This window comes from Bordetella petrii (assembly GCF_017356245.1).
In the GTDB taxonomy this organism is placed as follows: domain Bacteria; phylum Pseudomonadota; class Gammaproteobacteria; order Burkholderiales; family Burkholderiaceae_B; genus Bordetella_A; species Bordetella_A petrii_D.
Window position 1 is genome coordinate 2,996,670 of the sequence record NZ_JAFMZZ010000001.1, and the last position, 24,085, is coordinate 3,020,754.

General features: G+C 67.6%; 24 protein-coding genes and 1 tRNA gene. 12 read left to right on the top strand and 13 right to left on the bottom strand.

Going from position 1 to position 24,085, the window contains the following annotated elements; genetic code table 11:
* Positions 1-14 precede the first annotated feature (14 nt).
* The gene (locus tag J2P76_RS14440; protein ID WP_207408385.1) at positions 15-599 is read right to left on the bottom strand and encodes a hypothetical protein; all 585 of its coding nucleotides are present in this window, start codon (positions 597-599) and stop codon (positions 15-17) included.
* Between the two features lie 243 nt (positions 600-842).
* Here J2P76_RS14440 and egtD point away from each other — a divergent pair, with 243 nt between their 5' ends.
* From egtD to J2P76_RS14455, 3 genes are all read left to right on the top strand, one after another.
* Positions 843-1,820, top strand: a complete 978-nt coding sequence (gene egtD, locus J2P76_RS14445; protein ID WP_207408386.1) for an L-histidine N(alpha)-methyltransferase — start codon at positions 843-845, stop codon at positions 1,818-1,820.
* A 35-nt stretch (positions 1,821-1,855) separates the two neighbouring features.
* Positions 1,856-3,157 carry an ergothioneine biosynthesis protein EgtB gene (gene egtB, locus J2P76_RS14450; protein WP_207409212.1) on the top strand — a complete coding sequence of 434 codons (1,302 nt, stop codon included), beginning with the start codon at positions 1,856-1,858 and terminating at the stop codon, positions 3,155-3,157.
* A gap of 122 nt (positions 3,158-3,279) precedes the next feature.
* Positions 3,280-3,356, top strand: a tRNA-Met gene (locus J2P76_RS14455).
* 68 nt (positions 3,357-3,424) lie between these two features.
* Here the strand turns inward: J2P76_RS14455 and J2P76_RS14460 are convergent.
* The 3 genes from J2P76_RS14460 to J2P76_RS14470 all read right to left on the bottom strand — a co-directional run bounded on the left by J2P76_RS14460 (position 3,425) and on the right by J2P76_RS14470 (position 5,775).
* Positions 3,425-3,784: a hypothetical protein gene (locus J2P76_RS14460; RefSeq protein WP_207408387.1), complete on the bottom strand. Its 360-nt coding sequence runs from the start codon at positions 3,782-3,784 to the stop codon at positions 3,425-3,427.
* A gap of 148 nt (positions 3,785-3,932) precedes the next feature.
* Positions 3,933-5,015 carry an AI-2E family transporter gene (locus J2P76_RS14465; RefSeq protein WP_207408388.1) on the bottom strand — a complete coding sequence of 361 codons (1,083 nt, stop codon included), beginning with the start codon at positions 5,013-5,015 and terminating at the stop codon, positions 3,933-3,935.
* A gap of 67 nt (positions 5,016-5,082) precedes the next feature.
* Entirely contained in the window at positions 5,083-5,775 is a 693-nt protein-coding gene (locus J2P76_RS14470; RefSeq protein ID WP_207408389.1) for a DUF3053 domain-containing protein, read from the bottom strand.
* A gap of 188 nt (positions 5,776-5,963) precedes the next feature.
* Here J2P76_RS14470 and J2P76_RS14475 point away from each other — a divergent pair, with 188 nt between their 5' ends.
* The 3 genes from J2P76_RS14475 (at position 5,964) to J2P76_RS14485 (ending at position 7,794) form a co-directional block, all read left to right on the top strand.
* Complete coding sequence (locus J2P76_RS14475; RefSeq protein WP_207408390.1) at positions 5,964-6,335, top strand: hypothetical protein; 372 nt, start codon at positions 5,964-5,966, stop codon at positions 6,333-6,335.
* A 385-nt stretch (positions 6,336-6,720) separates the two neighbouring features.
* A complete protein-coding gene (locus J2P76_RS14480) occupies positions 6,721-7,017 on the top strand; it encodes a hypothetical protein (RefSeq protein ID WP_207408391.1) in 297 nt (98 codons plus the stop codon).
* Positions 7,018-7,101: 84 nt separating this feature from the next.
* Positions 7,102-7,794: a cytochrome b/b6 domain-containing protein gene (locus J2P76_RS14485; protein ID WP_207408392.1), complete on the top strand. Its 693-nt coding sequence runs from the start codon at positions 7,102-7,104 to the stop codon at positions 7,792-7,794.
* A gap of 73 nt (positions 7,795-7,867) precedes the next feature.
* Here J2P76_RS14485 and J2P76_RS14490 read toward each other — a convergent pair whose 3' ends face one another.
* Both J2P76_RS14490 and purB read right to left on the bottom strand, forming a co-directional pair.
* Positions 7,868-8,326 (bottom strand): c-type cytochrome, encoded by a 459-nt coding sequence (locus tag J2P76_RS14490; RefSeq protein ID WP_207408393.1) that lies wholly within the window; start codon positions 8,324-8,326, stop codon positions 7,868-7,870.
* Positions 8,327-8,376: 50 nt separating this feature from the next.
* The gene (gene purB / locus J2P76_RS14495; RefSeq protein ID WP_207408394.1) at positions 8,377-9,753 is read right to left on the bottom strand and encodes an adenylosuccinate lyase; all 1,377 of its coding nucleotides are present in this window, start codon (positions 9,751-9,753) and stop codon (positions 8,377-8,379) included.
* Positions 9,754-9,916: 163 nt separating this feature from the next.
* Here purB and J2P76_RS14500 point away from each other — a divergent pair, with 163 nt between their 5' ends.
* A complete protein-coding gene (locus tag J2P76_RS14500; protein WP_207408395.1) occupies positions 9,917-10,528 on the top strand; it encodes a glutathione S-transferase in 612 nt (203 codons plus the stop codon).
* A gap of 19 nt (positions 10,529-10,547) precedes the next feature.
* Here J2P76_RS14500 and J2P76_RS14505 read toward each other — a convergent pair whose 3' ends face one another.
* The 3 genes from J2P76_RS14505 to gcvA are packed head-to-tail and all read right to left on the bottom strand — an operon-like array spanning position 10,548 to position 13,484.
* On the bottom strand, positions 10,548-11,366 hold the full coding sequence (locus tag J2P76_RS14505; protein ID WP_207408396.1) for a TSUP family transporter: 819 nt from the start codon (positions 11,364-11,366) through the stop codon (positions 10,548-10,550).
* 54 nt (positions 11,367-11,420) lie between these two features.
* Entirely contained in the window at positions 11,421-12,551 is a 1,131-nt protein-coding gene (gene mnmA, locus J2P76_RS14510; RefSeq protein ID WP_207408397.1) for a tRNA 2-thiouridine(34) synthase MnmA, read from the bottom strand.
* A 12-nt stretch (positions 12,552-12,563) separates the two neighbouring features.
* A complete protein-coding gene (gene gcvA / locus J2P76_RS14515) occupies positions 12,564-13,484 on the bottom strand; it encodes a transcriptional regulator GcvA (RefSeq protein ID WP_207408398.1) in 921 nt (306 codons plus the stop codon).
* Between the two features lie 154 nt (positions 13,485-13,638).
* Between gcvA and J2P76_RS14520 the strand changes: the two genes are divergently transcribed.
* The 5 genes from J2P76_RS14520 to J2P76_RS14540 all read left to right on the top strand — a co-directional run bounded on the left by J2P76_RS14520 (position 13,639) and on the right by J2P76_RS14540 (position 18,594).
* Positions 13,639-14,628: a Bug family tripartite tricarboxylate transporter substrate binding protein gene (locus J2P76_RS14520; RefSeq protein ID WP_207408399.1), complete on the top strand. Its 990-nt coding sequence runs from the start codon at positions 13,639-13,641 to the stop codon at positions 14,626-14,628.
* Between the two features lie 62 nt (positions 14,629-14,690).
* On the top strand, positions 14,691-15,560 hold the full coding sequence (locus J2P76_RS14525) for an N-formylglutamate amidohydrolase (protein WP_207408400.1): 870 nt from the start codon (positions 14,691-14,693) through the stop codon (positions 15,558-15,560).
* A 158-nt stretch (positions 15,561-15,718) separates the two neighbouring features.
* Positions 15,719-16,840, top strand: coding sequence for a Re/Si-specific NAD(P)(+) transhydrogenase subunit alpha (locus J2P76_RS14530; protein ID WP_207408401.1), 1,122 nt, complete (start codon positions 15,719-15,721; stop codon positions 16,838-16,840).
* Between the two features lie 3 nt (positions 16,841-16,843).
* Positions 16,844-17,158, top strand: coding sequence for an NAD(P) transhydrogenase subunit alpha (locus tag J2P76_RS14535; RefSeq protein WP_207408402.1), 315 nt, complete (start codon positions 16,844-16,846; stop codon positions 17,156-17,158).
* Positions 17,155-18,594 (top strand): NAD(P)(+) transhydrogenase (Re/Si-specific) subunit beta, encoded by a 1,440-nt coding sequence (locus J2P76_RS14540; RefSeq protein WP_207408403.1) that lies wholly within the window; start codon positions 17,155-17,157, stop codon positions 18,592-18,594. The genes J2P76_RS14535 and J2P76_RS14540 overlap by 4 nt, the downstream gene beginning before the upstream one ends.
* A gap of 52 nt (positions 18,595-18,646) precedes the next feature.
* Here the strand turns inward: J2P76_RS14540 and glcF are convergent, their stop codons facing one another.
* The 4 genes from glcF to J2P76_RS14560 all read right to left on the bottom strand — a co-directional run bounded on the left by glcF (position 18,647) and on the right by J2P76_RS14560 (position 23,997).
* Entirely contained in the window at positions 18,647-19,870 is a 1,224-nt protein-coding gene (glcF, locus tag J2P76_RS14545; protein ID WP_207408404.1) for a glycolate oxidase subunit GlcF, read from the bottom strand.
* A 6-nt stretch (positions 19,871-19,876) separates the two neighbouring features.
* On the bottom strand, positions 19,877-20,986 hold the full coding sequence (gene glcE, locus J2P76_RS14550) for a glycolate oxidase subunit GlcE (RefSeq protein ID WP_207408405.1): 1,110 nt from the start codon (positions 20,984-20,986) through the stop codon (positions 19,877-19,879).
* 12 nt (positions 20,987-20,998) lie between these two features.
* The gene (locus J2P76_RS14555; protein WP_207408406.1) at positions 20,999-22,498 is read right to left on the bottom strand and encodes an FAD-linked oxidase C-terminal domain-containing protein; all 1,500 of its coding nucleotides are present in this window, start codon (positions 22,496-22,498) and stop codon (positions 20,999-21,001) included.
* A gap of 89 nt (positions 22,499-22,587) precedes the next feature.
* Complete coding sequence (locus J2P76_RS14560) at positions 22,588-23,997, bottom strand: FAD-binding oxidoreductase (RefSeq protein WP_207408407.1); 1,410 nt, start codon at positions 23,995-23,997, stop codon at positions 22,588-22,590.
* Positions 23,998-24,085 lie beyond the last annotated feature (88 nt).

Below are 24,085 nucleotides of genomic sequence, written 5' to 3' on the forward strand. Positions count from 1 at the left end.
GCTGCATCCCCGGCTCAGGGCTGCCACTGGGTGCGATGCGAGATGGTCGTGCGGCGCGGCGCACCGCGCCGCGCCGGCTCGCGATCCGTCCAGCGGCCGCCGCGCCAGCGGCCGTGCTCGCGGTCGACCTGGAAGCCGCCCGCGTCGCGCAGCAGCGCCATCACCGCCTCTTCCTCATCGGGCTCGACGTGCACCGCCAGCAACACGGCCTGTTCGGCGGCGGGCAGGCTGTGCAGGCGGGCATTGCGCAGGGCCACCAGGCGCCGCCCGGCCCAAAGGGCGCCGGCAGCCGACCCCGCGCAGGCGCCCAGCACGGCCCCGCCCACGACGGCGATGTCGCCGCGGGCCAGGAAAATGGCGGCCACCGTGCCCAGCAGCGCGCCGGCCGCGGCCAGCGCCGCGGCGCGCCAGGCCATGCCGTAGCGCGCGTGCCCGGCCTGGGTCTCCGGGTCTTCATCCCAGGACTGGACCCGCCCGGTGCGGCGCCCGCCCCGGAACAGGCTGACCGCCTCTTCGCGGAAACCTTCGGCAAACAGCGCATGCGCCGCGCTCTTGGCCGACGGGACACTATCAAAACGTGCAACGATCATCGACGACATACGCAGTCTCTTGGCATATTGACTCTTGACTTTATTCTGCTCGCCCGGCCGGGGCCTGTCCTGTGGTTTCGCAACCAGCAGTAATGCGGTATTTCGGCGCCCCGCGCCCAGACACACTTTTTCGCCAGCGCCCCGCCCTGCTTGCGTTTCGTTAAAAAGCATTGCAATCGGCCCGTGGGGCTTGCGGCGCGGCGGAATCGCCGGTGACAATAAGTGTCGCGCCAACTGCAAGGAAGCAACCGCATGGTCCAGCCCCGCAGCATGTTCGCCGCCGCGCCCCCCGCCTTTCTGGAACCCTCGCCCGACGATACCGCGCAGGCCCTCCAGGAACTGCAGGCCGGCCTGCTCGCCCGCCCGGCGCGCATCGATCCCAAATACCTGTACGACCGCCTCGGCTCCAGCCTGTTCACTGCCATCACGCAACTGCCCGAGTACTATCCCACGCGCTGCGAAGCCGAGATCCTGCGCGACCACGCCGCCGACATCGCCCGTCACGTAGGCGCGATCGATTCGCTGGTCGATCTGGGCGCCGGCGATTGCGTCAAGGCAGAACGCCTGTTCGCCAGCCTGCGCCCGCGGCGCTATGTGCCCATCGATATCTCGGCGGATTACCTGCGCGCGGCAGTCCAGCGCCTGGAACACGCCCATCCGGGGCTCGAGATCATCGCGCTGGGCCAGGACTTCCATCATGCGCTCGATCTGCCCGACACCATTCCGGACGCCGGGCGGCTGTTCTTCTATCCCGGTTCCAGCATCGGCAACCTGGACCCGGCCGAAGCGCTGGCCATGCTGGCGCGCATACGCGCCGCCTGTGCCGGCGGCGGCCTGCTGGTCGGCATCGACCGCGTCAAGCCGCGCCGCATTCTCGAACCCGCGTACGACGACGCGCTGCACCTGACCGCCGCGTTCAACCTGAACCTGCTGCGGCACGTCAACCACCTGCTGGGCAGCGATTTCAACGTGCACGACTGGAGCCACGTGGCCCACTACGACGAGCCCCACTCGCGCATGCAGATGTACCTGCAGGCGCTGGGCGATGTCAGCGTCGGCTGGCCGGGCGCGCAGCGGCGCTTCGGCAGCGGCGAACGCATCCACACGGAAAACTCGTACAAGTACACGGTGGACGGCTTTCGCGATCTGCTTGCGCGGGCCGGCTACACCCGCATCGAGCACTGGTCGGACGCACGCGACTGGTTTTCTGTTTTCAGCGCGCGGGCCTGAACCGCGCCATCCCACCCATGCTCTCCGACACCGCCATGGCTCCCGCCTGCCTGCTGACCCACTCTGCCCCGCCGCGCGATGCCGCCGCCGGCCTGGCGCAGCGCTATGAACGCGTGCGCGGCCAGACCCGCGCGCTGGCCGAGCCGCTCAGCCCCGAAGACTGCCAGATCCAGTCCATGCCCGACTGCAGCCCGGTCAAATGGCACCTGGCCCATACGACCTGGTTTTTCGAAACCTTCATCCTGGCGCGCTTCCTGCCCGGGCATCCGCCGTTCCATCCGCAATACCGGATGCTGTTCAATTCGTACTACAACGCCATCGGCGACCGCCATCCGCGCCCGCAGCGCGGCATGCTGTCGCGCCCGCCGCTGGCCGACGTGCTGCGCTACCGCGACGCGGTCGACACTGCCATGGCCGGCCTGCTGGCCCGCCCCGAAGACGCCGGCCCCGACTTCGAGCAGTTGGTCGAACTGGGCCTGCACCATGAGCAGCAGCACCAGGAACTCATCCTGACCGACATCAAGCATGCCCTGTCGCTGAACCCGCTCAAGCCCGCCTACGCGCCGGCGCGGCAGGGCGGACTGCCCGCGGCCACCCCGGCGGGCTGGAGCCGCTATCCAGGCGGCTGCGTGCGCATCGGCCACCAGCCGCCCGGGTTCGCCTTCGACAACGAAGGGCCGGCGCACGACGTGCTGCTGCGCCCGTTCCACCTGGCCAATCGCCTGGTGACTCAGGGCGAATATCTGGAATTCATGCGTGACGGCGGCTACCGGCGCCCCGAACTATGGCTGTCGCTCGGATGGGACCGGGTCTGCGCCGAGCAATGGCGCGCCCCGCTGTACTGGGAAGGCCGGAAAGACGACTGGCGGATCTTCACGCTGCACGGCATGCAGCCGCTGGACCCCCACGCGCCGGTCGCCCACGTCAGCTATTACGAGGCCGATGCCTACGCCCGCTGGGCCCGCGTGCGGCTGCCGCGCGAAGCCGAGTGGGAACACGCGGCCCGCGCCAGCCAGGCGCCGGGGCATGCCAACCTGCTCGACCACGGCCACCTGCACCCCCGCGCCGCGGCCCAGTGCCCGCCCGCCGGCGGGCCGGTGCAACTGTATGGCGATGTATGGGAATGGACCAGCAGCGCCTACGACGCCTATCCGGGCTACGCGCCGCCCGCCGGCGCCGTGGGCGAATACAACGGCAAATTCATGTGCAACCAGTACGTGCTGCGCGGCGGCTCGTGCGCCACCCCGGCCGATCACATCCGGGCCACTTACCGCAACTTCTTCCCGCCCGAGGCGCGCTGGCAGTTCTCGGGCATCCGCCTGGCGCGCGACGCCTGACAGGTTTGCGCCGAAATAAAAGGTCATGCTAGAATTTCGTTCTTGCCCAGGCACGCGTTACTTTGTTACCTGGGCCAGGCAGCATCAGTGTGCATTGCAGTTTGTTTGTGCACACATTGCTTGGCGCATTAGCTCAGCCGGTTAGAGCGACGGAATCATAATCCGCAGGTCCCCTGTTCGAATCAGGGATGCGCCACCAAGATTTCTGCAGGGCGCCCATGCCACATGGGCGCCCTTTGTTTTTGGTTTTGGCTTTTGGCCGCCAGCTCAAGCCGCCACGCGCAGGTGCCGCCGCGACTGGCCGCCCCTGATGGGCCGCAGCAGGCTGCTGGGCACGTCCTCGACCAACGCCGGTTCGCACCGCACGCTGACCTGCCCCGGCAGGATCCAGCTCTTGCCGTGGCGGCATTCGGTGGCGCGCAATTCCTGCGCCAGGCGCAGCGCGTCGAGCTCGGCGCGATCGCGGCCGGAACGCACCATGTCGCAGAACCGGGCAAAGCTGAAGGTGTGCGCGCCCTCGCGCCCTATTACATCGACGCAGCCGCGAAACTCGCCGAAGCCGACCTCATGCACGCGCGGCCGGATGGAATAGCTCACCTTGGAAGCAAAAGCAGAAAACGTATCCATGATTTGATCTCCCTGATGAAGCACTACGGTTTCAGGGTAGAGCAAAAATATGGCAAGCCCGCGCCGCCTTTGCAATCTTTGAAGAGGATTACCCGGCCGTTACAAAATCCATAATTCACTACATCCGTTGCAAGAATCGCTCCCGGAATCAGGGCTGGGCGGGCGGGTCGTCGCGATCGGCAACCTCGGCAAAATCAGAGGTGAAGAGGTCCCAGCAGGCAATGAACAGCGCCGCGATCAACGGCCCGATCACGAAACCGTTCAGGCCGAACAGCGCCATGCCACCCAGCGTGGAGATCAGCACCACATAATCGGGCAGCTTGGTGTCCTTGCCGACCAGCAGCGGGCGCAGCACGTTGTCGACCATGCCGATCACCAGCACGCCGTACAGGATCAGCGCCACGCCCTGCCATATGGCGCCGGTAACCAGGAAGTACACGGCCACCGGCACCCAGATCAGGCCCGCGCCGATGGCGGGCAGCAGCGACAGGAAGGCCATCACCACCCCCCACAGCACCGGCCCCTGGATGCCCAGAACGTAGAAAATCACGCCGCCCAGCGCGCCCTGCGCCGCGGCCACCGCGATGTTGCCCTTGACGGTGGCGCGGATCACGGTGGTGAACTTGCGCAGCAGGTGCGTCTTGCGGCCGCCGCTGAGGGGGATCGCGGCGCGCAGGCGCGCCGACAGCAGCGACCCGTCGCGCAGCAGGAAAAACAGCAGGTACAGCATGATGCCGAAACTGATCAGGAACTGGAATGTGTCCTGCCCGATATTGAACGCCTGGGTGGCCAGGTACTGGCTGCCCTGCATCGCGCCCGCGGTGAGCTTGTCTTGCAGGCTGGTGATGTCGGCCATGCCGAAGCGCGTCAGCAGGCTGTGCAGCGATGCCGGCAGCGCGTCGATCACCTGCTGGAAATAAACGCCGAAGTTCAGATTGCCCGACTTGACGCGCTGGTAAAGATTGGCGCCTTCCTGGACCAGCGAGCCCGTGATGAACGTGACAGGCACGATCACCACCAGCAGCACCAGCAGCAGCGTGGCCAGCGCGGCCAGATTGCGCCGCTTGCCCAGCTTGGCGGCGATGCGGCGATGCACCGGCGCGAAAATGATCGCCAGGATCGCCCCCCAGAACACCGCGCCATAGAAAGGCCACAGCACCCAGCCGAAAGCGATGGAGACGAGCACCAGCAACAACAGGAAAAAGCGGTTATGCAGGCTAGAGCCGTTCATATTTGATCCCATGCGCGGCGGTTGCCGCGTGAGGCGCAATTGTACAAATCCGGCGTGACGGCGCGCATCAGGCCGGCGCCAGGGCCCGCAGGCTGCGCTGCGCCTGGCTGACCGCCTCGGCATGGCCGTTGAGCGCATCGAGCAGGCGGTTCAGCTCTTGTTGTATGGATGGGTCGCGCACCGATGCCGAGTCGGCATCGATGACGATCTGTTCGCGGTGGCGGGCCACGAACTCGGCCACCCGCACGGCATCGTCGAGCGCCGCGGAGGCCACCGCCAGCAAGGGATCCAGGCGGGCCGCGCTACGGGTCACCGCGCGCTGGTAAGCCTGCGCGTAGACGGCCTGCAGGTCGGCCGGCTGCTCCAGCGCGGCGCGTTCGGTGCGCGCCTGTTCCAGCGCCTTGCCCAGGTCGGCGCGCGCCTCGGACAACGCCTGCCGGTCGGACAGCAAGGCATCCTGGCGCGCCTGCAATTGCGCCAGCGTATGCAGCTCTTCGTCTTCCAGCGCGTTTGCCAGGCGCTCGACCACCGACGCGGCCACCGCATTGAAATCGGCCAGCACCTGGTAATGCTCGACATAATCGCCGAAGGCGTCGCGCTGGGCTTCGTCCAGCGCCGGCACGGCCGTGCCCGGCGCATCGGCGACCTTGGCCTGCAGCCAGGCCATGAACGCGGCGCGCTGCTCCGGCTCTTTGTTGACGCAGCCGGCCAACGCCAGGCTGGCGGCCAGCAGCCATATGAAACGAAACGCTATGCGCATGCTTCCCCCATTTGCGGCGGCCGGCGCCGGGCCGCCGGCCGGATCGAACATTAACCCAACTGCAGCCGCCCATACAGCGCTTAGAGGATTTGTTGCCTCGGAATCGATATGTGACACGGCCCCGCGGGCCGGCGGCGACCCCTGCCCTACAATTGCCTCATTCTCTCTTTTGCACCGCGTTGCCCGCCATGACCACATCCGATGCCTCCTTCACCGCCCCGCAAGAGCCCTGGGGCTACACGCACCCCGACTGCCGGGGCTCGACGGCATTCCTGTTCTTCACCTCGGACCTGGCCCGCACCGTGAACGAGCAACTGGCCCACGGGCCGCTCGATGCCGCCGCCCTGGAATGCGCCCAGCAGGCCGTGGACGCCCTGGTACAGCGCTACATCGACATCCAGGCCGCGCCGGCGGCGTTTGCCGGGCAGCGCATCCGGCTCAGGCTCGAGGCCGGCCAGGGTGCCGCCCCGCAGGTGGCGCTGGAAATGTCGCCCGAACTGGAAGACCAGATCATCGAAGCGCAACGCCTGGCCCACCAGCAGGCGGCCACCCGGCATTGACCCTCGTTCGCCAAAAGCCTTGACAAAACAATGATTTATTCGTAGAATTCAAGGTTAAGCAGTAAAACAGCAAACGCGCCGGCGCAAAACCATCCCAAGTCAGCCAGCCGTTCTGCCGTTCGTGGCTTTGCCACTTTCCGTTTCCGGCCGCCCAGTCGCACCGGCCTGCGCGAACAACCCGCAGGCAGCCTTCCGGCCTTGAACCCCACCCCGGCCCGGCCCTGACGCCGGCCAGCAGCAAGCAGGCCCCACACGGGCCTGATGCACCCGCCTGCGCCCTGTCGCCGCGCGCGCTCGCCAGATCCCGACTGGCAGCGCCCATCGACGCACCTGCGCGTAGCGGGTGCCGCTATTCCATAACCAGAACTCGAAACAGAGGAACACCATGAATCGATCCATCCACCCTATCACGGCTGCGCAACTCCTGCCCCGCCGCGCGCACAGCAAGCTCGACCACACCCCCATCCATGTGGGCGACGTCGTGCACCTGAAGCCGGCCAGCGGCCCGGACATCCGCGCCACGGTGATCTACAACGCGCCGATCAACGGCACGGTCACCTACACCACCGACGTGGTCCGTCCATGCGGCCAGTCCGGCGGCCCCGGCGTGCGCATCCGCTTCCGCCACGAGCACGTGCACCGCATCGAACCGCTGCGCCGCAACGCCGCCCCGGCAGCCTGAAGACCAGGGCGCGGCTGGCTGCATGGCGCCGCCAGGCGCCATGCTACAGTCGGCCTCACCCCCCTGCGCCGCGCCCGTTCACCCATGCAGCACACACGCTCGTCCATACGTATCTGGGACCTTCCCACCCGCCTGTGCCACTGGGCCCTGGCCGCCTGCGTCATTGGCGCCTACATCAGCGTCAAGCTGGGCGGGCTGTATATGGACTGGCACGTGCGCTTCGGCCTGGCCACGCTCGGGCTGGTCGTCTTCCGCCTGGCATGGGGCCTGGCCGGGCCGCGCTACGCGCGGTTCGCCACCTTCGTGCGCGGCCCCGGCGCCATCAGGCGCTACCTGCAGGGCGCGGCGGCGCCGGCCGGGCACAATCCGCTGGGCGCGCTGTCCGTCATCGCCATGCTGGCCGTGCTGGGCTTCCAGGCGGCCAGCGGCCTGTTCACCAGCGACGACATCATGACGCAGGGCCCGTTGTATGCGCGCGTGGACGAATCGCTGGCCGAGTGGTTCGGCCGCTGGCATCACACAAACGAGTGGCTCATCATCGGCCTGGTCGCGCTGCACCTGCTGGCGGTGTTCTGGTATGCCGCCGTGCGGCGCAAGCGCCTGGTGCGGCCCATGATCACCGGCGACGCCCTGCCGCAGGATCTTCCTGCCGGCACCCCGCCCGCCCAAGACGGCCCGGCCGTCTGGCTGCGCGCCGCGCTGTTGGCCGGCGCGGCGGCGGCGCTGGTGCTGTGGATCCGCTCGCTGGAAATCGTGGCCGATTTTTCTTTTTCGTAGCGCGCGGCGCATGCCACGTACAAAAAAACCCGGCTTGCCGGGTTTTTTTGTTGCTGCCACAGGCCGCGCGGGCCTATTTTTTCTTGCGGTATGAATCGTGGCAGGCCTTGCAGCTTGCGCCCACGTCGCCAAAGGCCGCGCGCAGCGTGTTCAGGTCGCCCGAATCGGCGGCGGCCGTCAGCTTGGCCAGGTTTTCTTTCAGGCGCTCCTGCTTTTGCCGGAAGCCCGCGGCGTCGCTCCAGACCTCGGGCCGCGCCTCGCCCCCTTCGGTGCCCGGGCCGAACGCGGCCCACGGCAATCCGGCCAGCACGTTCAGGATCCGGACATTGGCCTTGATCCGGGCCGCGTCATACGGCGCCTGCCCCTTCACGACGGGCTGCATGCGGCCGAAGTGCGACCCCATCAGGGTCAGGGCCGACTGCCGGTACTTGATGGCGTCGGCCGGCTTGGCGAATTGCGACAGCGCGGGCGTGGACCACAGCGACATGATGCTGAAACAGGCCGCGGCGGCCAGCAGGGGGACTTGCTTCATGGACGATCTCCCGGTAGGTGCGACGATGCCGGCCGGGCCGGCACTGCCGACTATACCGCCCGGGCCAGACCGGCAGCCAGCCCGACGTAGGCGCGCGGGGTCAGGGCCAGCAGACGCGCCTTGGGCTCATCGGGAAGCTCGAGGCCGCTGACGAACTCGCGCAGCGCGGCTTCGGTGATGCCCTTGCCGCGCGTCAGGGCCTTGAGCTGCTCGTACGGCTGCGGCAGGCCGTAGCGGCGCATGACGGTCTGCACCGGCTCGGCCAGCACTTCCCAGCAGGCGTCGATGTCGGCATCGATGGCGGCGGTATTGACTTCCAGCTTGCCCAGGCCGCGCAGGCACGAATCCCAGGCCACCAGGCTGTAGCCCAGGCCCACGCCCAGGTTGCGCAGCACGGTGGAGTCGGTCAGGTCGCGCTGCCAGCGCGACACCGGCAGCTTTTCGGACAGATGGTGCAGCACGGCATTGGCCAGGCCCAGATTGCCTTCGGAGTTTTCGAAGTCGATGGGGTTGACCTTGTGCGGCATGGTGGACGAGCCCACTTCGCCTTCTTTCAGGCGCTGCTTGAAGTAACCCAGCGCCACGTAGCCCCAGATGTCGCGGTCCAGGTCCAGCACGATGACGTTGGCGCGCGCCACGGCGTCGAACAGCGCGGCCATCCAGTCGTGCGGCTCGATCTGGATGGTATGGCGGTTCTGGGTCAGGCCCAGGCCGCCCAGCACGCCGGCGCTGAAGGCCGGCCAGTCGATCTCGGGATAGGCCGACAGGTGGGCGTTGTAGTTGCCGGTGGCGCCGTTGAGCTTGGCCAGCGGCTCGACCGCCTCGATGGCGGCGATGGCGCGCTGCAGGCGCGCCGCCACGTTGGCGAATTCCTTGCCCAGGGTGGTGGGGCTGGCCGGCTGGCCATGGGTGCGCGACAGCATGGGCTGGTCGGCATACTGGCGCGCCATGCCGGCCAGCATGTCGGCGATCTGGCGCAGGCGCGGCACGACGACCTCGGCGCGGGCGCGGCTGAGCATCAGCGCATGCGAGGTGTTGTTGATGTCTTCGGAGGTGCAGGCAAAGTGGATGAACTCGGCCGCGCGGGCCAGTTCGGCATCGCCGGCCACCTGCTCTTTCAGCCAGTATTCCACTGCCTTGACATCGTGGTTGGTGGTGCGCTCGATGTCCTTGATGCGGGCCGCGTCGGCTTCGGAGAAGTCGCGCACCAGCTGCGCCAGGCGGGCGCGGGCCGCCGCGCTGAAGCTGGGCAGCTCGGGCAGCCCGGCATCGGACAGCGCCACCAGCCATGCCACTTCGACCTCGACCCGGTGCGCCATGAAGCCGGCTTCGGACAACAGCCCGCGCAGCGCGTCGCCCCGCGTCGCGTAGCGGCCGTCCAGCGGGGACAGAGCGTTGAGGTGGCTGATCTGGTCGGCAATCTGCATGGCGGGGAAAGAAAAGGAAAGTAGTCGAATGGCGGGTGCCGATTTTATCACCCGCGCCAATGTAACAATGCCGCAAAAAGCGTTGCGCAATGGGAACTTCGCATTTTTGACGCTATCCCTCCTGCTATACTGCGGCCGCTTTCCGACTTCGCTTGTGGCCTCCATGAAACTGATCGGCTCGCTTACCAGTCCCTATGTCCGCAAAGTGCGGGTCGTCATGGCCGAGAAGAAGCTGGACTACCAGCTCGAACTCGAAAACGTCTGGTCCCCCGAAACCCGGATCCAGGCCTACAACCCGCTGGGCAAGGTACCCTGCCTGGTCATGGAAGACGGCGGCGCGCTGTTCGATTCGCGCGTCATTGTCGAATACCTGGATACCCTGTCGCCGGTAGCCCGCCTGATCCCGCAGCCGGGCCGCGAACGCGCGGCGGTCAAATGCTGGGAAGCCATCGCCGACGGCGTGCTCGACGCCTGCGTCGTCATCGTCAAAGAAAACCAGCGCCCCGAGGCCCAGCGCAGCGCCGACTGGATCGAACGCCAGCACAGCAAGATACAGGCAGGCCTGGAAGCCATGAACACCAGCCTGGGCGAACAGGCCCACTGCATGGGCGTGAACTACAGCCTGGCCGACATCGCCGTGGGCTGCGCGCTGGGCTACCTGGACCTGCGGTTCGCCTCGCTGGACTGGCGCGCCGCCCATGCCAACCTGGCGCGCCACTACGAAAAGCTGTCGGCCCGGCAGTCTTTCATCGACAGCGCCCCGCCGGCCGCCTGAGCGGCCGGCAACCCCCGGATCAGGCGCCGAAGGCCTGCCAGGCCTTCATCAGCATGTACGCCGCCAGGGCGAACAGCAGGCCCGCGAACACCCGTTTCAACGTACCCACCGGCAGGCGGTGCGCCATGCGCGCGCCGGCCGGTGCCGTGAGCACGCTGGTGGCCACCAGGGCCAGCAGCGCCGGCCAATAGATGTAGCCCAGCATGCCCGGCTGGCTGGTGTTTTCGTTCAGGCCCGACACGACATAGCCGATGCTGTTGGCCAGCGCGATGGGAAAGCCCAGCGCCGCCGATGTCGAGACGGCGGAGTGCAGCGCCACGTTGCACCACACCATGAAGGGCACCGACAGGAAGCCGCCGCCGGCGCCGACCAGGCCGGACAGGAAGCCGATGCCGGCCCCTGCCGCCGTGGTGCCGACAATACCCGGCATCTGGCGCGAGGGCTTGGGCTTTTTGTTGCGCAGCATGCTCCAAGCCGAATAGCCCACAAACAGCGCGAAGAACAGCGACAGCCATGCGGTGCTGAGCGCCGCGAACACGGCGCCGCCCGAGAACAGCCCTCCGAGGATGATGCCGGGCGCCATGGCGAACACGATCTTCCACTGGATGGTGCCCTTGCGCTGGTGGGCGCGCACACTGGAAATGGACGTGAACAGGATGGACGTCATCGAGGTGGCGATGGCGGCGTGCACGATCAGATCCTGTGGCATGCCCTGCCAGGTGAACAGCATGGTCAGGAACGGCACCAGCAGCATCCCGCCGCCGATGCCCAGCAGCCCCGCCGCGAACCCGACCACCGCGCCCAGCGCCAGCAGGCAAACCAACATCGCTACATCCACTTCGACCTCCTAATCATGAACACGAAACCTGGCGCCGCCCCCAGCGGGCGGCGCTCAGGCGATGATGCCGCCGCCCAGGCAGACGTCGCCGTCATACAGCACGGCCGACTGGCCGGGCGTGACGGCCCACTGGGACTGGCTGAACGACAATTCGAAGGCGCCCTGGCCGGCCGACTCGAGCGCGCAGGCCGCGTCGGCCTGCCGGTAGCGGGTCTTGGCGCCGTAGCCGCCCGCCTGCGGCGCGCGGCCGGCCACCCAGCTGGCGTCCAGCGCCTGCAGGCGGCCCGACAGCAGCCAGGGGTGGTCGTGGCCCTGCACGACATAAAGAATGTTGCGCTGCAGGTCTTTGCGCGCCACGTACCAGGCATCGGCGGTGCCGTCGTCGCGCTGGCTGCCCTTGACCCCGCCCACGCCCAGGCCCTTGCGCTGGCCCAGGGTGTAGAACGACAGGCCATGGTGCCGCCCCACCTTCTGGCCCTGCGGCGTCAGGATGTCGCCCGGCTCGGTCGGCAGGTAGCGGTTCAGGAATTCGCGAAACGGCCGTTCGCCGATGAAGCAGATGCCGGTGGAGTCTTTCTTGGCGGCATTGTGCAGGCCGATGTCGTGGGCGATGCGCCGCACCTCGGTCTTGTGGATTTCGCCCAGCGGGAACAAGGTGCGCGACAGCTGCGCCTGGTTCAGGCGATGCAGGAAGTAGCTCTGGTCTTTGGTGGCGTCCAGCGCCTTGAGCAGCTGGTATTCGCGCCCATGCGGCCCGGCGATGGCGCGCACCCGCGCATAGTGGCCGGTGGCGATGTGTTCGGCGCCCAGGGTCATGGCGTGGTCGAGAAACGCCTTGAACTTGATTTCGGCGTTGCACAGCACGTCGGGATTAGGCGTGCGGCCGGCGGAATATTCGCGCAGGAACTCGGCGAAGACCCGGTCTTTGTATTCGGCGGCGAAATTGACGTATTCGAAGTCCACGCCCACCAGGTCGGCCACGCTGGCGGCATCGAGCAGGTCCTGGCGGGTGGAGCAGTATTCGGAATCGTCGTCGTCTTCCCAGTTCTTCATGAACAGGCCGATGACCTCGTAGCCCTGCTGCTTCAGCAACCATGCCGTGACAGACGAGTCGACGCCGCCGGACATGCCGACCACCACGCGGCGGCCTTTGCCGGAAGATGAGCTGAACGATGCAAGAGACATGATGGCGATATTTTAGAGGGCGGCGGGCTCGCCGGCCGGGCGCGGCTCGGCCGCCAGCGAGGCTTCCATCAGCCAGGCCCGGAACGCCTGCAGGATGGGCAGATTGGCCTTCTGTTCGGGGTAGCACAGGTAATAGCCCTGACGCGCGCGGATCGGCAGCCGCAGGGCCACGGCCAGCCTGCCGTCGCGCAGCTCGTCTTCGATCAGGCAGCGCGGGATCAGGGCGATGCCGAAACCCGCCGCCGCGGCCTGTGACAGCAGCGAATACTGGTCGAAGCGTGCCCCTTCGAGCGCGCGCCGCGTATCGCAGCCAGCTTGCTCGAACCAGTCGCGCCAGCCTTCCAGCGCCGACGTATGGTGCAGCAGCGGATAGCGCAGCAGCTCGTCGGCGCTTTGGCAGCCGTCGCCCAGCAGGCGCGGGCTGCATACCGGCACGATGTCGCGCCCGACGATGTAGTCGGCGCCGCTGCCCGGCCAGATGCCGTCGCCGAAGCGCACGGCCGCGTCCAGTTCGGGGGTGGAAAAATCGTAGCCCTGGCGGTGCGGCAGGAACTCGACGTGGATGTCGGGCCGCACCCGCATGAAGGCGGCCAGCCGCGGGATCAGCCAGCGCGCGCCGAAAGTGGGCATGCAGGTCAGGTGCAGCGTGCCGCCCCGGCCCTGGTGCGCAATGAGCTCGACCGTGGCCGCCTCGATCTGCCCCAGGCCGGCCTGGATCTTCTTCAGGTAGCTCTGCCCCGCTTCGGTCAATACCAGGCCTTGCCTGATCCGCAGGAATAGCTCTACCCCCAGGAAGTCCTCGAGATGTTTCACTTGTTTACTGACGGCGCCCTGGGTCACGCAGAGTTCCTGGGCGGCGCGCGTAAAGCTGCTATGCCTGGCAGCCACTTCAAAGGCTTGAAGATCAGTTAAAGACGGGCAGAATCGGCGCATGGCGGGCGCGGAGGTTTGTAACTAATTACAACTTCCGGCATGAAAAAAAGGAATAGCTTACGGAGAATCTTTCGTTTGCGCAAACCCGGCGCGGCGCACAGAATCTTCAGGTTTGCGAATCGCAACGATCCAATATCTTCCTACAGGGGAATCCATGCAACGTCGCCATGTCATCCTGGGCCTGTCCCTCACCGCCGCGGCGCTGGCCGCGCCGCTGACCGCCGGTATCGCCCACGCACAAGACGCCTATCCCACCAAGCCCATCCGCCTGGTCGTGCCCTTCCCGCCCGGCGGCACCACCGACATCGTCGGCCGCCTGTTCGCCGACAAGCTCAGCCAGGCGCTGGGCCAGACCGTCGTGGTGGAAAACAAGGCCGGCGCCGGCGGCTCGATCGGCAGCGCCCAAGTGGCCAGCGCCGAGCCCGACGGCTACACGCTGGGCATCGCCACCGTCAGCACGCACGGCATCAACCCCGCCATCTACCACAACCTGCCGTTCGACGCCGAAAAAGACTTCACGCCGATCTCGAACCTGGCCTCCGTGCCCAACATCATGGTGATCAATCCCAAGGTGCCGGCCAAGAACATCAGCGAGTTCATCGCCCTGGCCAAGAAAGAGCCGGGCAAGTTCGCGTACGCCTCGGCCGGCAACGGCTCGGTGTCGCACATGATGGGCGAACTGTTCAAGATGGCGTCGGGCACCGACCTGATGCACGTGCCGTACCGCGGCGTGGGCCCGGCCCTGAACGACACGCTGGCCGGCCAGGTCGACGTGCTGTATGACAACCTGCCTTCGTCGCTGCCGCACGTGCAGGCCGGCAAGCTGGTGGCGCTGGCCGTGGCCTCGCCCAAGCGCGTGGCCGCCCTGCCCAACGTGCCCACGTTCGCCGAAGCCGGCCTGGCGGCGGTCAATGATTCGTCGTGGTTCGGCCTGATCGGCCCGGCCAAGCTGCCCAAGCCCGTGCTCGACAAGCTGCATGCCGCCGTGGTGAAGGTCAGCGCCGACCCGGCCGTGGTGCAGCGCCTGGAAAGCCTGGGCGCCGAGCCAGTGGCCAACACGCCGGAAGAATACGCCAAGCAGATCTCGGCTGAAATCGCCAAGAACAAGCGTATTGCCAAAGAAGCCAATGTAAAGATCGACTGATCGATCTGCGGCCCCCGCTGCGGCGGGGGCCGTTTCCTGTCTTGATGCCGTATCGATTCCCCATGCTGATCAACGAACCCCTGTCTTATCGCCTGGCCTTGCCGGCCGGCTACCCGGAAACCTCGGCCGCGCTGGTGCTGGATTCTCCGCACAGCGGCACGACCTACCCTCCGGATTTCGCGCCGTCGGTGCCGTTTGCCGCGCTGCGCACCGCCGAAGACACCTGGGTCGACGACCTGTGGGGCGATGCGGTCGAAATGGGCGTGCCGCTTATTGCCGCCGCCTTTCCGCGCGCCTATATCGACGCCAATCGCTCGCTGGAAGAAATCGACCCGCAGCTGCTCGACCAGCCGTGGCCCGAACCGCTGCCCGAGTCGCCCAAGGTAAAGCTGGGCAAGGGCCTGATCTGGCGCATGCTCGACGACGGCACGCCGCTGTACGACCGCAAGCTCGGCCTGGCCGAAGTGCGCCACCGCATCGATGCCTGCTGGAAGCCGTACCACGCCCAGGTGGCGCGCCTGATCGACCAGGCCCACGCCCGCCACGGCAAGGTGTGGCACATCAACTGCCATTCGATGCCCAGCGTAGCCGGCATCTACGCCACCGACAAGCCCGGCCTGGTGCACCCCGATTTCGTGCTGGGCGACCGCGATGGCTCCACCAGCGACCCGGCCTTCCGCGAATTCGTCGCCGCCTGGCTGCGCGAGCGCGGCTATGACGTCACCGTGAACGATCCCTACAAGGGCGTGGAACTGGTGCGCGCCTTCGGCCGCCCGGCCGACGGCCGCCACAGCCTGCAGATCGAGATCAACCGCAAGCTGTACATGGACGAAACCACGCTGCGGCCGTCGGCCGGCTACGGCAAGCTGAAGGCCGACCTGCGCGGCCTGACCGCCGCCCTGCTCGACTGGATGCAAGCGCAAACGGCCTGACGCCGGACGTTTGCGCGCATGCGGCCGGCCCACGCGCCGGCCACCCTGGACGCCCTGGCAATGTCAGGGCGTTTTTTTTTGGCTGTTCTCCTGCCTGGCCCTTCCTGACCGCTCGCCCGCGATTCGTGTATAACTACGCGAACCCAGGAGGAGAAGCGATGCAGATAGGGATACCGCGCGAGACCCGGGAGGGCGAGACTCGCGTCGCAGCAACGCCGGAGACCATTAAAAAATACCTCGGCGCCAAACATGCCGTCGTCGTCGAGCGCGGCGCGGGCCAGGCGGCCCGCTACCCCGACGAGGCCTATGCCGCGGCCGGCGCCACGCTGGGCAGCGCGCAAGACGCGCTGGGCAGCGAACTGGTGCTGAAGGTGCGCGCGCCCTCGGCCGACGAGCTGGCGCACATGAAGGCCGGCGCGGTGCTGGCCGGCATGCTCGACCCCTTCGACGCCGAGGGCCTGGACGCGCTGGCGGCCGCCGGCCTGACCGCCTTCGCGCTCGAAGCCGCGCCGCGCATCACCCGCGCCCAAAGCCTGGACGTGCTGTCGTCGCAGGCCAACCTGGCCGGCTACAAGGCCGTGCTGCTGGCCGCGCACTACTACGGACGCCTGTTTCCCATGATGATGACCGCCGCCGGCACGCTGAAGGCGGCGCGCGCCGTGGTGCTGGGCGCCGGCGTGGCGGGCCTGCAGGCCATCGCCACGGCCAAGCGCCTGGGCGCCGTGGTCGAGGCCTCGGACGTGCGCCCCGCGGCCAAGGAACAGATCGAATCGCTGGGCGCCAAGTTCATCGACGTGCCTTTCGAAACCGACGAAGAGCGCGAAATCGCCCAGGGCGCCGGCGGCTACGCGCGCGCCATGCCGCCGGCCTGGATGGCGCGGCAGGCGGCGCTGGTGTCCGAACGCTGCAAGCAGGCCGACATCGTCATCACCACCGCCCTGATCCCGGGCCGCCCGGCACCCACCCTGCTGGCGGCCGAAACCGTGCAGGCCATGAAACCCGGCTCGGTGGTGGTGGATCTGGCGGTCGAACGCGGCGGCAACTGCCCCCTTTCCGAAAAAGGCCAGGTCGTGGAAAAACACGGCGTCACGCTGGTGGGCCTGACCAACCTGCCGGGGCTGGTGCCCACCGACGCGTCGGCGCTCTATGCGCGCAACCTGCTCGATTTCCTGAAACTCATCACCGACGCCGACGGCGCGCTGGCCATCCGGCGCGACGATGAAATCGTCGCCGCCTGCCTGATGTGCGAAGGCGGCCATGTCATCCAGAAAAAGGGCTAGGCCATGGAAGCAATCAACCCCACGCTGGTCAACCTGATCATCTTCGTGCTGGCCATCTACGTGGGCTACCACGTGGTGTGGAACGTCACCCCCGCCCTGCACACGCCGCTGATGGCGGTCACCAATGCCATCTCGGCCATCATCATCGTCGGCGCCATGCTGGCGGCCGCGCTGACCGAAGGCGGGCTGGCCCGCGGCATGGGCGTGTTCGCGGTGGCGCTGGCCGCCGTCAATGTGTTCGGCGGGTTCCTGGTCACGCGCCGCATGCTCGAGATGTTCAAGAAGAAAGACAAGAAGCCCGCGGAGGCCCGCCAATGATCTCGCTGAACCTGGTGACCCTGCTGTACCTGGTGGCCTCGGTCTGCTTCATCCAGGCCCTCAAGGGGCTGTCGCACCCCACCACCTCGCGGCTGGGCAATGCGTTCGGCATGGCGGGCATGGCCATCGCCGTGCTGACCACCGCCGCGCTCATCGTGCAGCTGGCGCGCGCCGGCCATGCCGGTATCGGACTGGGCTGGGTAGTGCTGGGCCTGCTGGTGGGCGGCTCGATCGGCACCCTGATGGCCAAGCGCGTCGAGATGACCAAGATGCCCGAGCTGGTGGCGTTCATGCACAGCATGATCGGCCTGGCGGCCGTGGCCATCGCCGTGGCGGTGGTGGCCGAGCCGCACGCCTTCGGCATCGCGGCGCCGGGCTCGCCGCTGCCGGTGGGCAACCGCCTTGAGCTGTTCATCGGCACCTTCGTGGGCGCCATTACGTTCTCGGGTTCGGTCATCGCCTTCGGCAAACTGTCGGGCAAGTACAAGTTCCGCCTGTTCCAGGGCGCGCCGGTGGTGTTCGGCGGCCAGCACATGCTGAACCTGCTGCTGGCCCTGGCGATGCTGGCCTGCGGCTTCTGGTTCATGGCCACCCAGTCCTGGACGCCGTTCATCATCATGACGGCCATCGCCTTCGTGCTGGGCGTGCTGATCATCATCCCCATCGGCGGGGCCGACATGCCGGTGGTGGTGTCGATGCTCAACAGCTATTCGGGCTGGGCGGCGGCGGGCATCGGCTTCTCGCTGAACAATCCCATGCTGATCATCGCCGGTTCGCTGGTGGGCTCGTCGGGCGCGATCCTGTCGTACATCATGTGCAAGGCGATGAACCGCTCGTTCTTCAACGTGATCCTGGGCGGCTTCGGCGGCCAGGGCGCGGCGGCTGCCGCGGCCGGCGACGGCCAGCAGCGCAGCGTGAAGTCCGGCAGCGCCGATGACGCGGCGTTCCTGATGACCAACGCCGAGACTGTCACGATCGTGCCCGGCTACGGGCTGGCCGTGGCGCGCGCCCAGCACGCCCTGAAAGAACTGGCCGAGAAACTGGGCGAGAAAGGCGTGACGGTGAAATACGCCATCCACCCCGTGGCCGGCCGCATGCCGGGCCACATGAACGTGCTGCTGGCCGAGGCCGAAGTGCCCTACGACCAGGTGTTCGAAATGGAAGACATCAACGGCGAATTCGGCCAGACCGACGTGGTGCTGGTGCTGGGCGCCAACGACGTGGTCAACCCCGCCGCCAAGAACGATCCGTCCTCGCCGATTGCCGGCATGCCCATCCTGGAAGCCTACAAGGCGCGCACCGTGATCGTGAACAAGCGCTCGATGGCGGCCGGCTATGCCGGCCTGGACAACGAGCTGTTCTACATGGACCGCACCATGATGGTGTTCGGCGACGCCAAGAAAGTGCTGGAAGACATGGTCAAGGCCGTGGAATAGGCCGCCCGCGGTACTTCAATACCCGCCGATGCCCGGCGTCCCCGGGCATCGGCTAGCCCTTCAACCGTTCGTCGACCACCTCGATCCAGTGCCGCACCGGCGTATCGGTGCCGCTTTGCAGGTGCGACACGCAGCCGATGTTCGACGAGATGATCACCGGCGGCGCGTACGGCGCCATCGCCGCCAGCTTGCGGTCGCGCAGCTCCAGCGCCATGGCCGGGTTCAGCACCGAATAGGCGCCGGCCGACCCGCAGCACAAATGCGCATCGGCAAACGGCTGCAGCTCGAATCCCAGCTCGGCCAGCAGGCGCTCGCTCAAGGGGCGCAAGCCCTGCCAGTGCTGCAGCGTGCACGGCGGATGAAACGCCGCCCGCCCGCCCGGCGCCAGCCGCTCGCGCAAGGCCTGCGCATGCGGCGCGACGATCTCGGCCACGTCCTTCACCAGCGCCACAATGCGTTCGGCGCGCTCGGCATAACGCGCGTCGCCGCGCAGGTGATGGGCATATTCCTTCACCATGGCGCCGCAGCCCGAGGCGTTCATGACGATGGCCTCGATCTCGCCCCGCTCGACCGCCGGCCACCACGCGTCGATGTTGGCGCGCATCTGGTCCAGCGCATCGGCCTGCGCATCCAGGTGGAAATTCACGGCGCCGCAGCACCCCGCCCCCGGCGCCAGGCGCGCGCCGATGCCCACGGCGTCCAGCACCCGGATGGTGGCCGCGTCGATGGTCGGCATCATGGATGGCTGCACGCAGCCGGCCAGCATCAGCACCTGGCGCGCATGGCGCCCGGCATCAGGCAGCAGGCCGGGGCTGCGCCAGACCGGCACCTTGCGCTTCAGCGACTGCGGCAGCAGCCCGCGCAGCATCTGCCCGGCGCGCATGGCGGGCGCGAACAGCGCCGAATTCAGGCCTTTGCGCAGCAGCGCGCGGCGCAGGCGGTCGCGCCACGGGCGCTGCACTTTCTGGTCGACCAGCTTGCGGCCGATGTCGACCAGGTGGCCGTACTGCACCCCCGACGGGCACGTGGTTTCACAATTGCGGCAGGTCAGGCAGCGGTCCAGGTGCTGCTGCGTGGCCAGCGTGGGCTCGGCCCCTTCCAGCACCTGCTTGATCAGGTAAATGCGCCCGCGCGGGCTGTCGAGTTCGTCGCCCAGCACCTGGTAGGTGGGACAGGTGGCGGTGCAGAACCCGCAGTGCACGCAGCGGCGCAGGATGGCATCGGCCTCGCGGCCGTCGTCCGTATCGCGCGCCCAGGAAGCGAGATTGGTCTGCATGCTGCGTTATAGCTCCAACACAAGGCGGCCCGGGTTGAACAGCCCGGCCGGATCCAGCTCTTGTTTCAGGCGCCGGGTGATCGCCGCCACCCCGGCGGACAACGGATGGAATACGCCATCGGCGGGAATGGCCGCGCCGGAGGGCCGGAACAGGGTGGCATGGCCGCCCAGGCGCTGCGCCAGTTCGCGCATGGCCTGGGCATCGGCGGCGCCGCTTGCCCAGCGCTGGCCGCCGCCCCACTCCAGCAGCGTCGGCAGGCCGATGTCCTGCGCCGGCACGGTGGGCGGCAGGGCCAGGCGCCACAGAGGCTGGCCGCGCCCGAAAAACGGATGGGTTTGCTCGCGCAGCGATGTCCACCACTGCGCGGCCTGCGCCGCGTCCAGGGTATCGCCGCCGATGCGGGCCGCCGCGCTGCGCACCGCGGGCGGCGCGCCCGACAGCCGAACCGTGACAAAACCGCCGGCGCCCTCGTCGGCAGGGCTCCAGCAAGTGGCCGACACGGCCAGCGGCTGGCCGCGCCACTCGGTGAAACAGGCCAGGGCTTGCGGCTGGGTGGCCTCGAACCGCAAAGTGCGCTCTTCGAAAGGCCGCGGCGCGACCTTCAGCGAGACTTCGAGAATGGCGCCGAAAATGCCGTGCGAGCCCGCCAGCAGGCGCGATACGTCATAGCCCGCCACGTTCTTCATGACCTCGCCGCCGAACGACAGGATGCGGCCCTGCGAATCGAGCAGGCGCGCGCCCAGCACGAAGTCGCGCACGCCGCCGGCCGCCATGCGACGCGGCCCCGCCAGGCCCGCCGCCACGCAGCCGCCCACGGTGGCCGACGCGCCGAAATGCGGCGGCTCGAATGCCAGCATCTGGCCGTGCTCGGCCAGCGCCGCCTCCAGCGTGGCCAGCGGCGTGCCGGCGCGCGCGGTCACCACCAGCTCGGACGGCTGGTAGCTGACGATGCCGCTGTAAGCGGTCATGTCGAGCAGGCAGTGGCCATCTTGCGGCGTAAGCGGCCGGTAATTGCCATAAAAAGATTTGCTGCCGCCTCCCATGACGAACAGCGGCTTGTGGCCGGCGCGCGCCGTCATGACCTGGTCGCACAGCTCCGACAGGACGAATTCCATGTCGCGCCCGCCCTAAAAGCGAGCCAGGTCGGGAAAACTCATCTCTCCGGCATGCACGTGCATCTTGCCGTATTCGGCGCAGCGCGCCAGGGTGGGAATCACCTTTTCGGGATTCAACAGGCCCGGCGGATCGAACGCCCGCTTCACGGCCAGGAACGCGTCCAGCTCATCGCGCGAAAATTGCACACACATTTGATTTATCTTCTCCATACCCACCCCGTGCTCACCAGTCAGGGTGCCTCCGACCTGCACGCACAGCTCGAGAATGGCTGCGCCGAATTTTTCCGCCCGCTCGACTTCATCGGGCTTGTTTGAGTCGAACAGAATCAGCGGATGCAGATTGCCGTCGCCCGCGTGGAACACGTTGGCGCAGCGCAGCCCGAACTCGTCTTCCATCTGCTCGATGGCTCCCAGCACGCGCGCCAGGTGGCGGCGCGGGATGGTGCCGTCCATGCAGTAGTAATCGGGCGACACGCGCCCCGCGGCCGGAAAGGCGTTCTTGCGCCCGGCCCAGAACCGAAGCCGTTCGGCCTCGTCGCGCGAGACCTGCAGGCGCGTGGCGCCGGCCTTGCGGAACACCGCCTCCATGTGCTGGATCTCGTGCGCCACCTCTTCGGCCGTGCCGTCGGATTCGCACAGCAGGATGGCCTGCGCCGAGACGTCGTAGCCCGCGTTCACGAAAGGCTCGACCATCTGCACCGCCTGGCGGTCCATCATTTCGAGCCCGGCCGGGATGATGCCCGCCGCGATGATATCGGTGACCGCCTGGCCCGCCGCTTCCGCGCTGGAAAAACTGGCCATGACCACTTGCGCGCAGGCCGGCCGCGGGATGAGCTTGACCGTGATCTCGGTGACCACGCCCAGCATGCCCTCGGAGCCGATGAACAGCGACAGCAAGTCGAGCCCCGGCGCGTCCGGCGCCTCGGACCCCAGCTCGACCACATCGCCGTCGATGGTGACCACGCGCACGCGCAGCACGTTGTGGACGGTCAGTCCGTACTTCAGGCAATGCACGCCGCCCGAGTTCTCGGCCACGTTGCCGCCGATGGAGCAGGCGATCTGGCTGGACGGGTCGGGCGCGTAGTACAAGCCGTAAGGCGCGGCTGCCTCGGAAATCGCCAGGTTGCGCACGCCGGGCTCGACCACCGCCGTGCCGCTGGCCGGGTCGATGCGCCGGATGCGGTTGAACTTGGCCAGCCCCATCAGCACGCCCTGCGCATGCGGCATGGCGCCGCCGGACAGGCCGGTGCCGGCGCCACGCGCCACCAGCGGCACATTCAGGCGCTTGCACAGGCGCATCACGGCCACGACCTGCTCTTCGGTTTCGGGCAGGGCCACTACCGGCGGCAGCGCGCGGTACAGCGACAGGCCATCGCACTCGTATGGACGGGTATCTTCTTCGCGGTGCAGCACGCAGTGCGCGGGCAGCACGCCATGCAGTGCGTCGATGACCTGGGTCGCGGAAAACGGCTGCTGAGCGTGACTGAGGTTCGGTTCGACCAGTGAATTCATGAGCGCAACAATAGCGCGTGGCTATCATTCCCGGCAGAGCGGATTTACCCGCACCCGCCGGCCTTGCCAGCCCTGCTGGCAGCGTGGTCTTACCAGCTGATGATCTTGCCGGGATTGAGGATGTTGTTGGGGTCGAACGCGTGCTTCAGGCTACGCATGAGCGCCAGCGCGTCTTCCCCGTGCTCGTCGGCCATGAACTGCATCTTGTGCAGGCCCACGCCGTGCTCGCCCGTGCAGGTGCCGTCGGCTGCGATGGCGCGTCGCACCAAATTGTGATTAATAGTTTCAGACTCTTGCCACTCGGCCTGGTTGTCGGCATCCAGCAACATCAGCACATGGAAGTTGCCGTCGCCCACGTGGCCCACGATGGTGTACGGGAAGCTGGCGCGGTCGAGCTCGTCGACCGTTTCGCGCACGCAATCGGCCAGGCGGGAAATGGGCACGCAGACATCGGTGGTGCTGGCGCGGCAGCCGGGCCGCAATTGCAGGCCGGCAAAGTAGGCGTTGTGGCGCGCCGTCCAGAGACGGCTGCGGTCTTCGGGGCGCTCGGCCCATTCGAAATCCATGCCGCCGTGCTCGGCGGTGATGCCTTGCACGATCTCGGCCTGCTCTTGCACGCCGGCCGGGCTGCCGTGGAATTCGAACACCAGCATCGGGGTTTCGCGCAGCGTCAGCTTGCTGTGCAGGTTCACGGCCCGCACCGCGGCCGCATCCATGAATTCGACCCGCGCCACCGGCACGCCCATCTGGATGATCTCGATGACGCTTTGCACCGCGTCGTCCAGCGTGGGGAAATTGCACACCGCGGCCGACACGGCCTCGGGCTGCGGATACAAGCGCACGGTGACTTCGGTGATGATGCCCAGCGTGCCCTCGCTGCCCACGAAGATGCGGGTCAGGTCGTAGCCGGCCGAAGACTTGCGGGCCCGGCCCGCCGTGCGCACGATGCGGCCATCGGCCGTGACCACCGTCAGCGACATCACGTTTTCGCGCATGGTGCCGTATCGCACCGCGTTGGTGCCCGAGGCGCGCGTGGCGGCCATGCCGCCCAGGCTGGCGTCGGCGCCGGGATCGATCGGGAAGAACAGCCCGGTGTCGCGGATTTCTTCGTTGAGCTGCTTGCGGGTGACGCCGGCCTGCACCGTGGCGGTAAGGTCTTCGGCATTGACCGCCAGCAGGCGGTTCATCTGCGACAGGTCGAGGCTGATGCCGCCCTGGATGGCCAGCAGGTGCCCTTCGAGCGACGAGCCGGCGCCATAGGGAATGAGCGGCACGCGGTGCTCATTGCACAGGCGCGCCACGGCCGCCACTTCTTCGGTGCTGTGGGCGAACACCACGGCATCGGGCAGCATCGGCGGATACGGGGATTCATCGCGGCCGTGATGCTCGCGCACGGCCTGCGACACCGACAGGCGGTCGGCAAACTGCGCGCGCAGGGCGTCCAGGCAGGCGGCGGGCACCGGGCGGCGCAAGGATTCGGCGGTGGCGGGAGCATTCATGGCGTAGTCGCGGTCGAAGAACGGGAATCTTTCATTCTACGCCGGGCGCGGCCCGAACTCCGCGCCCCGCGCATGATGGAACATGAGG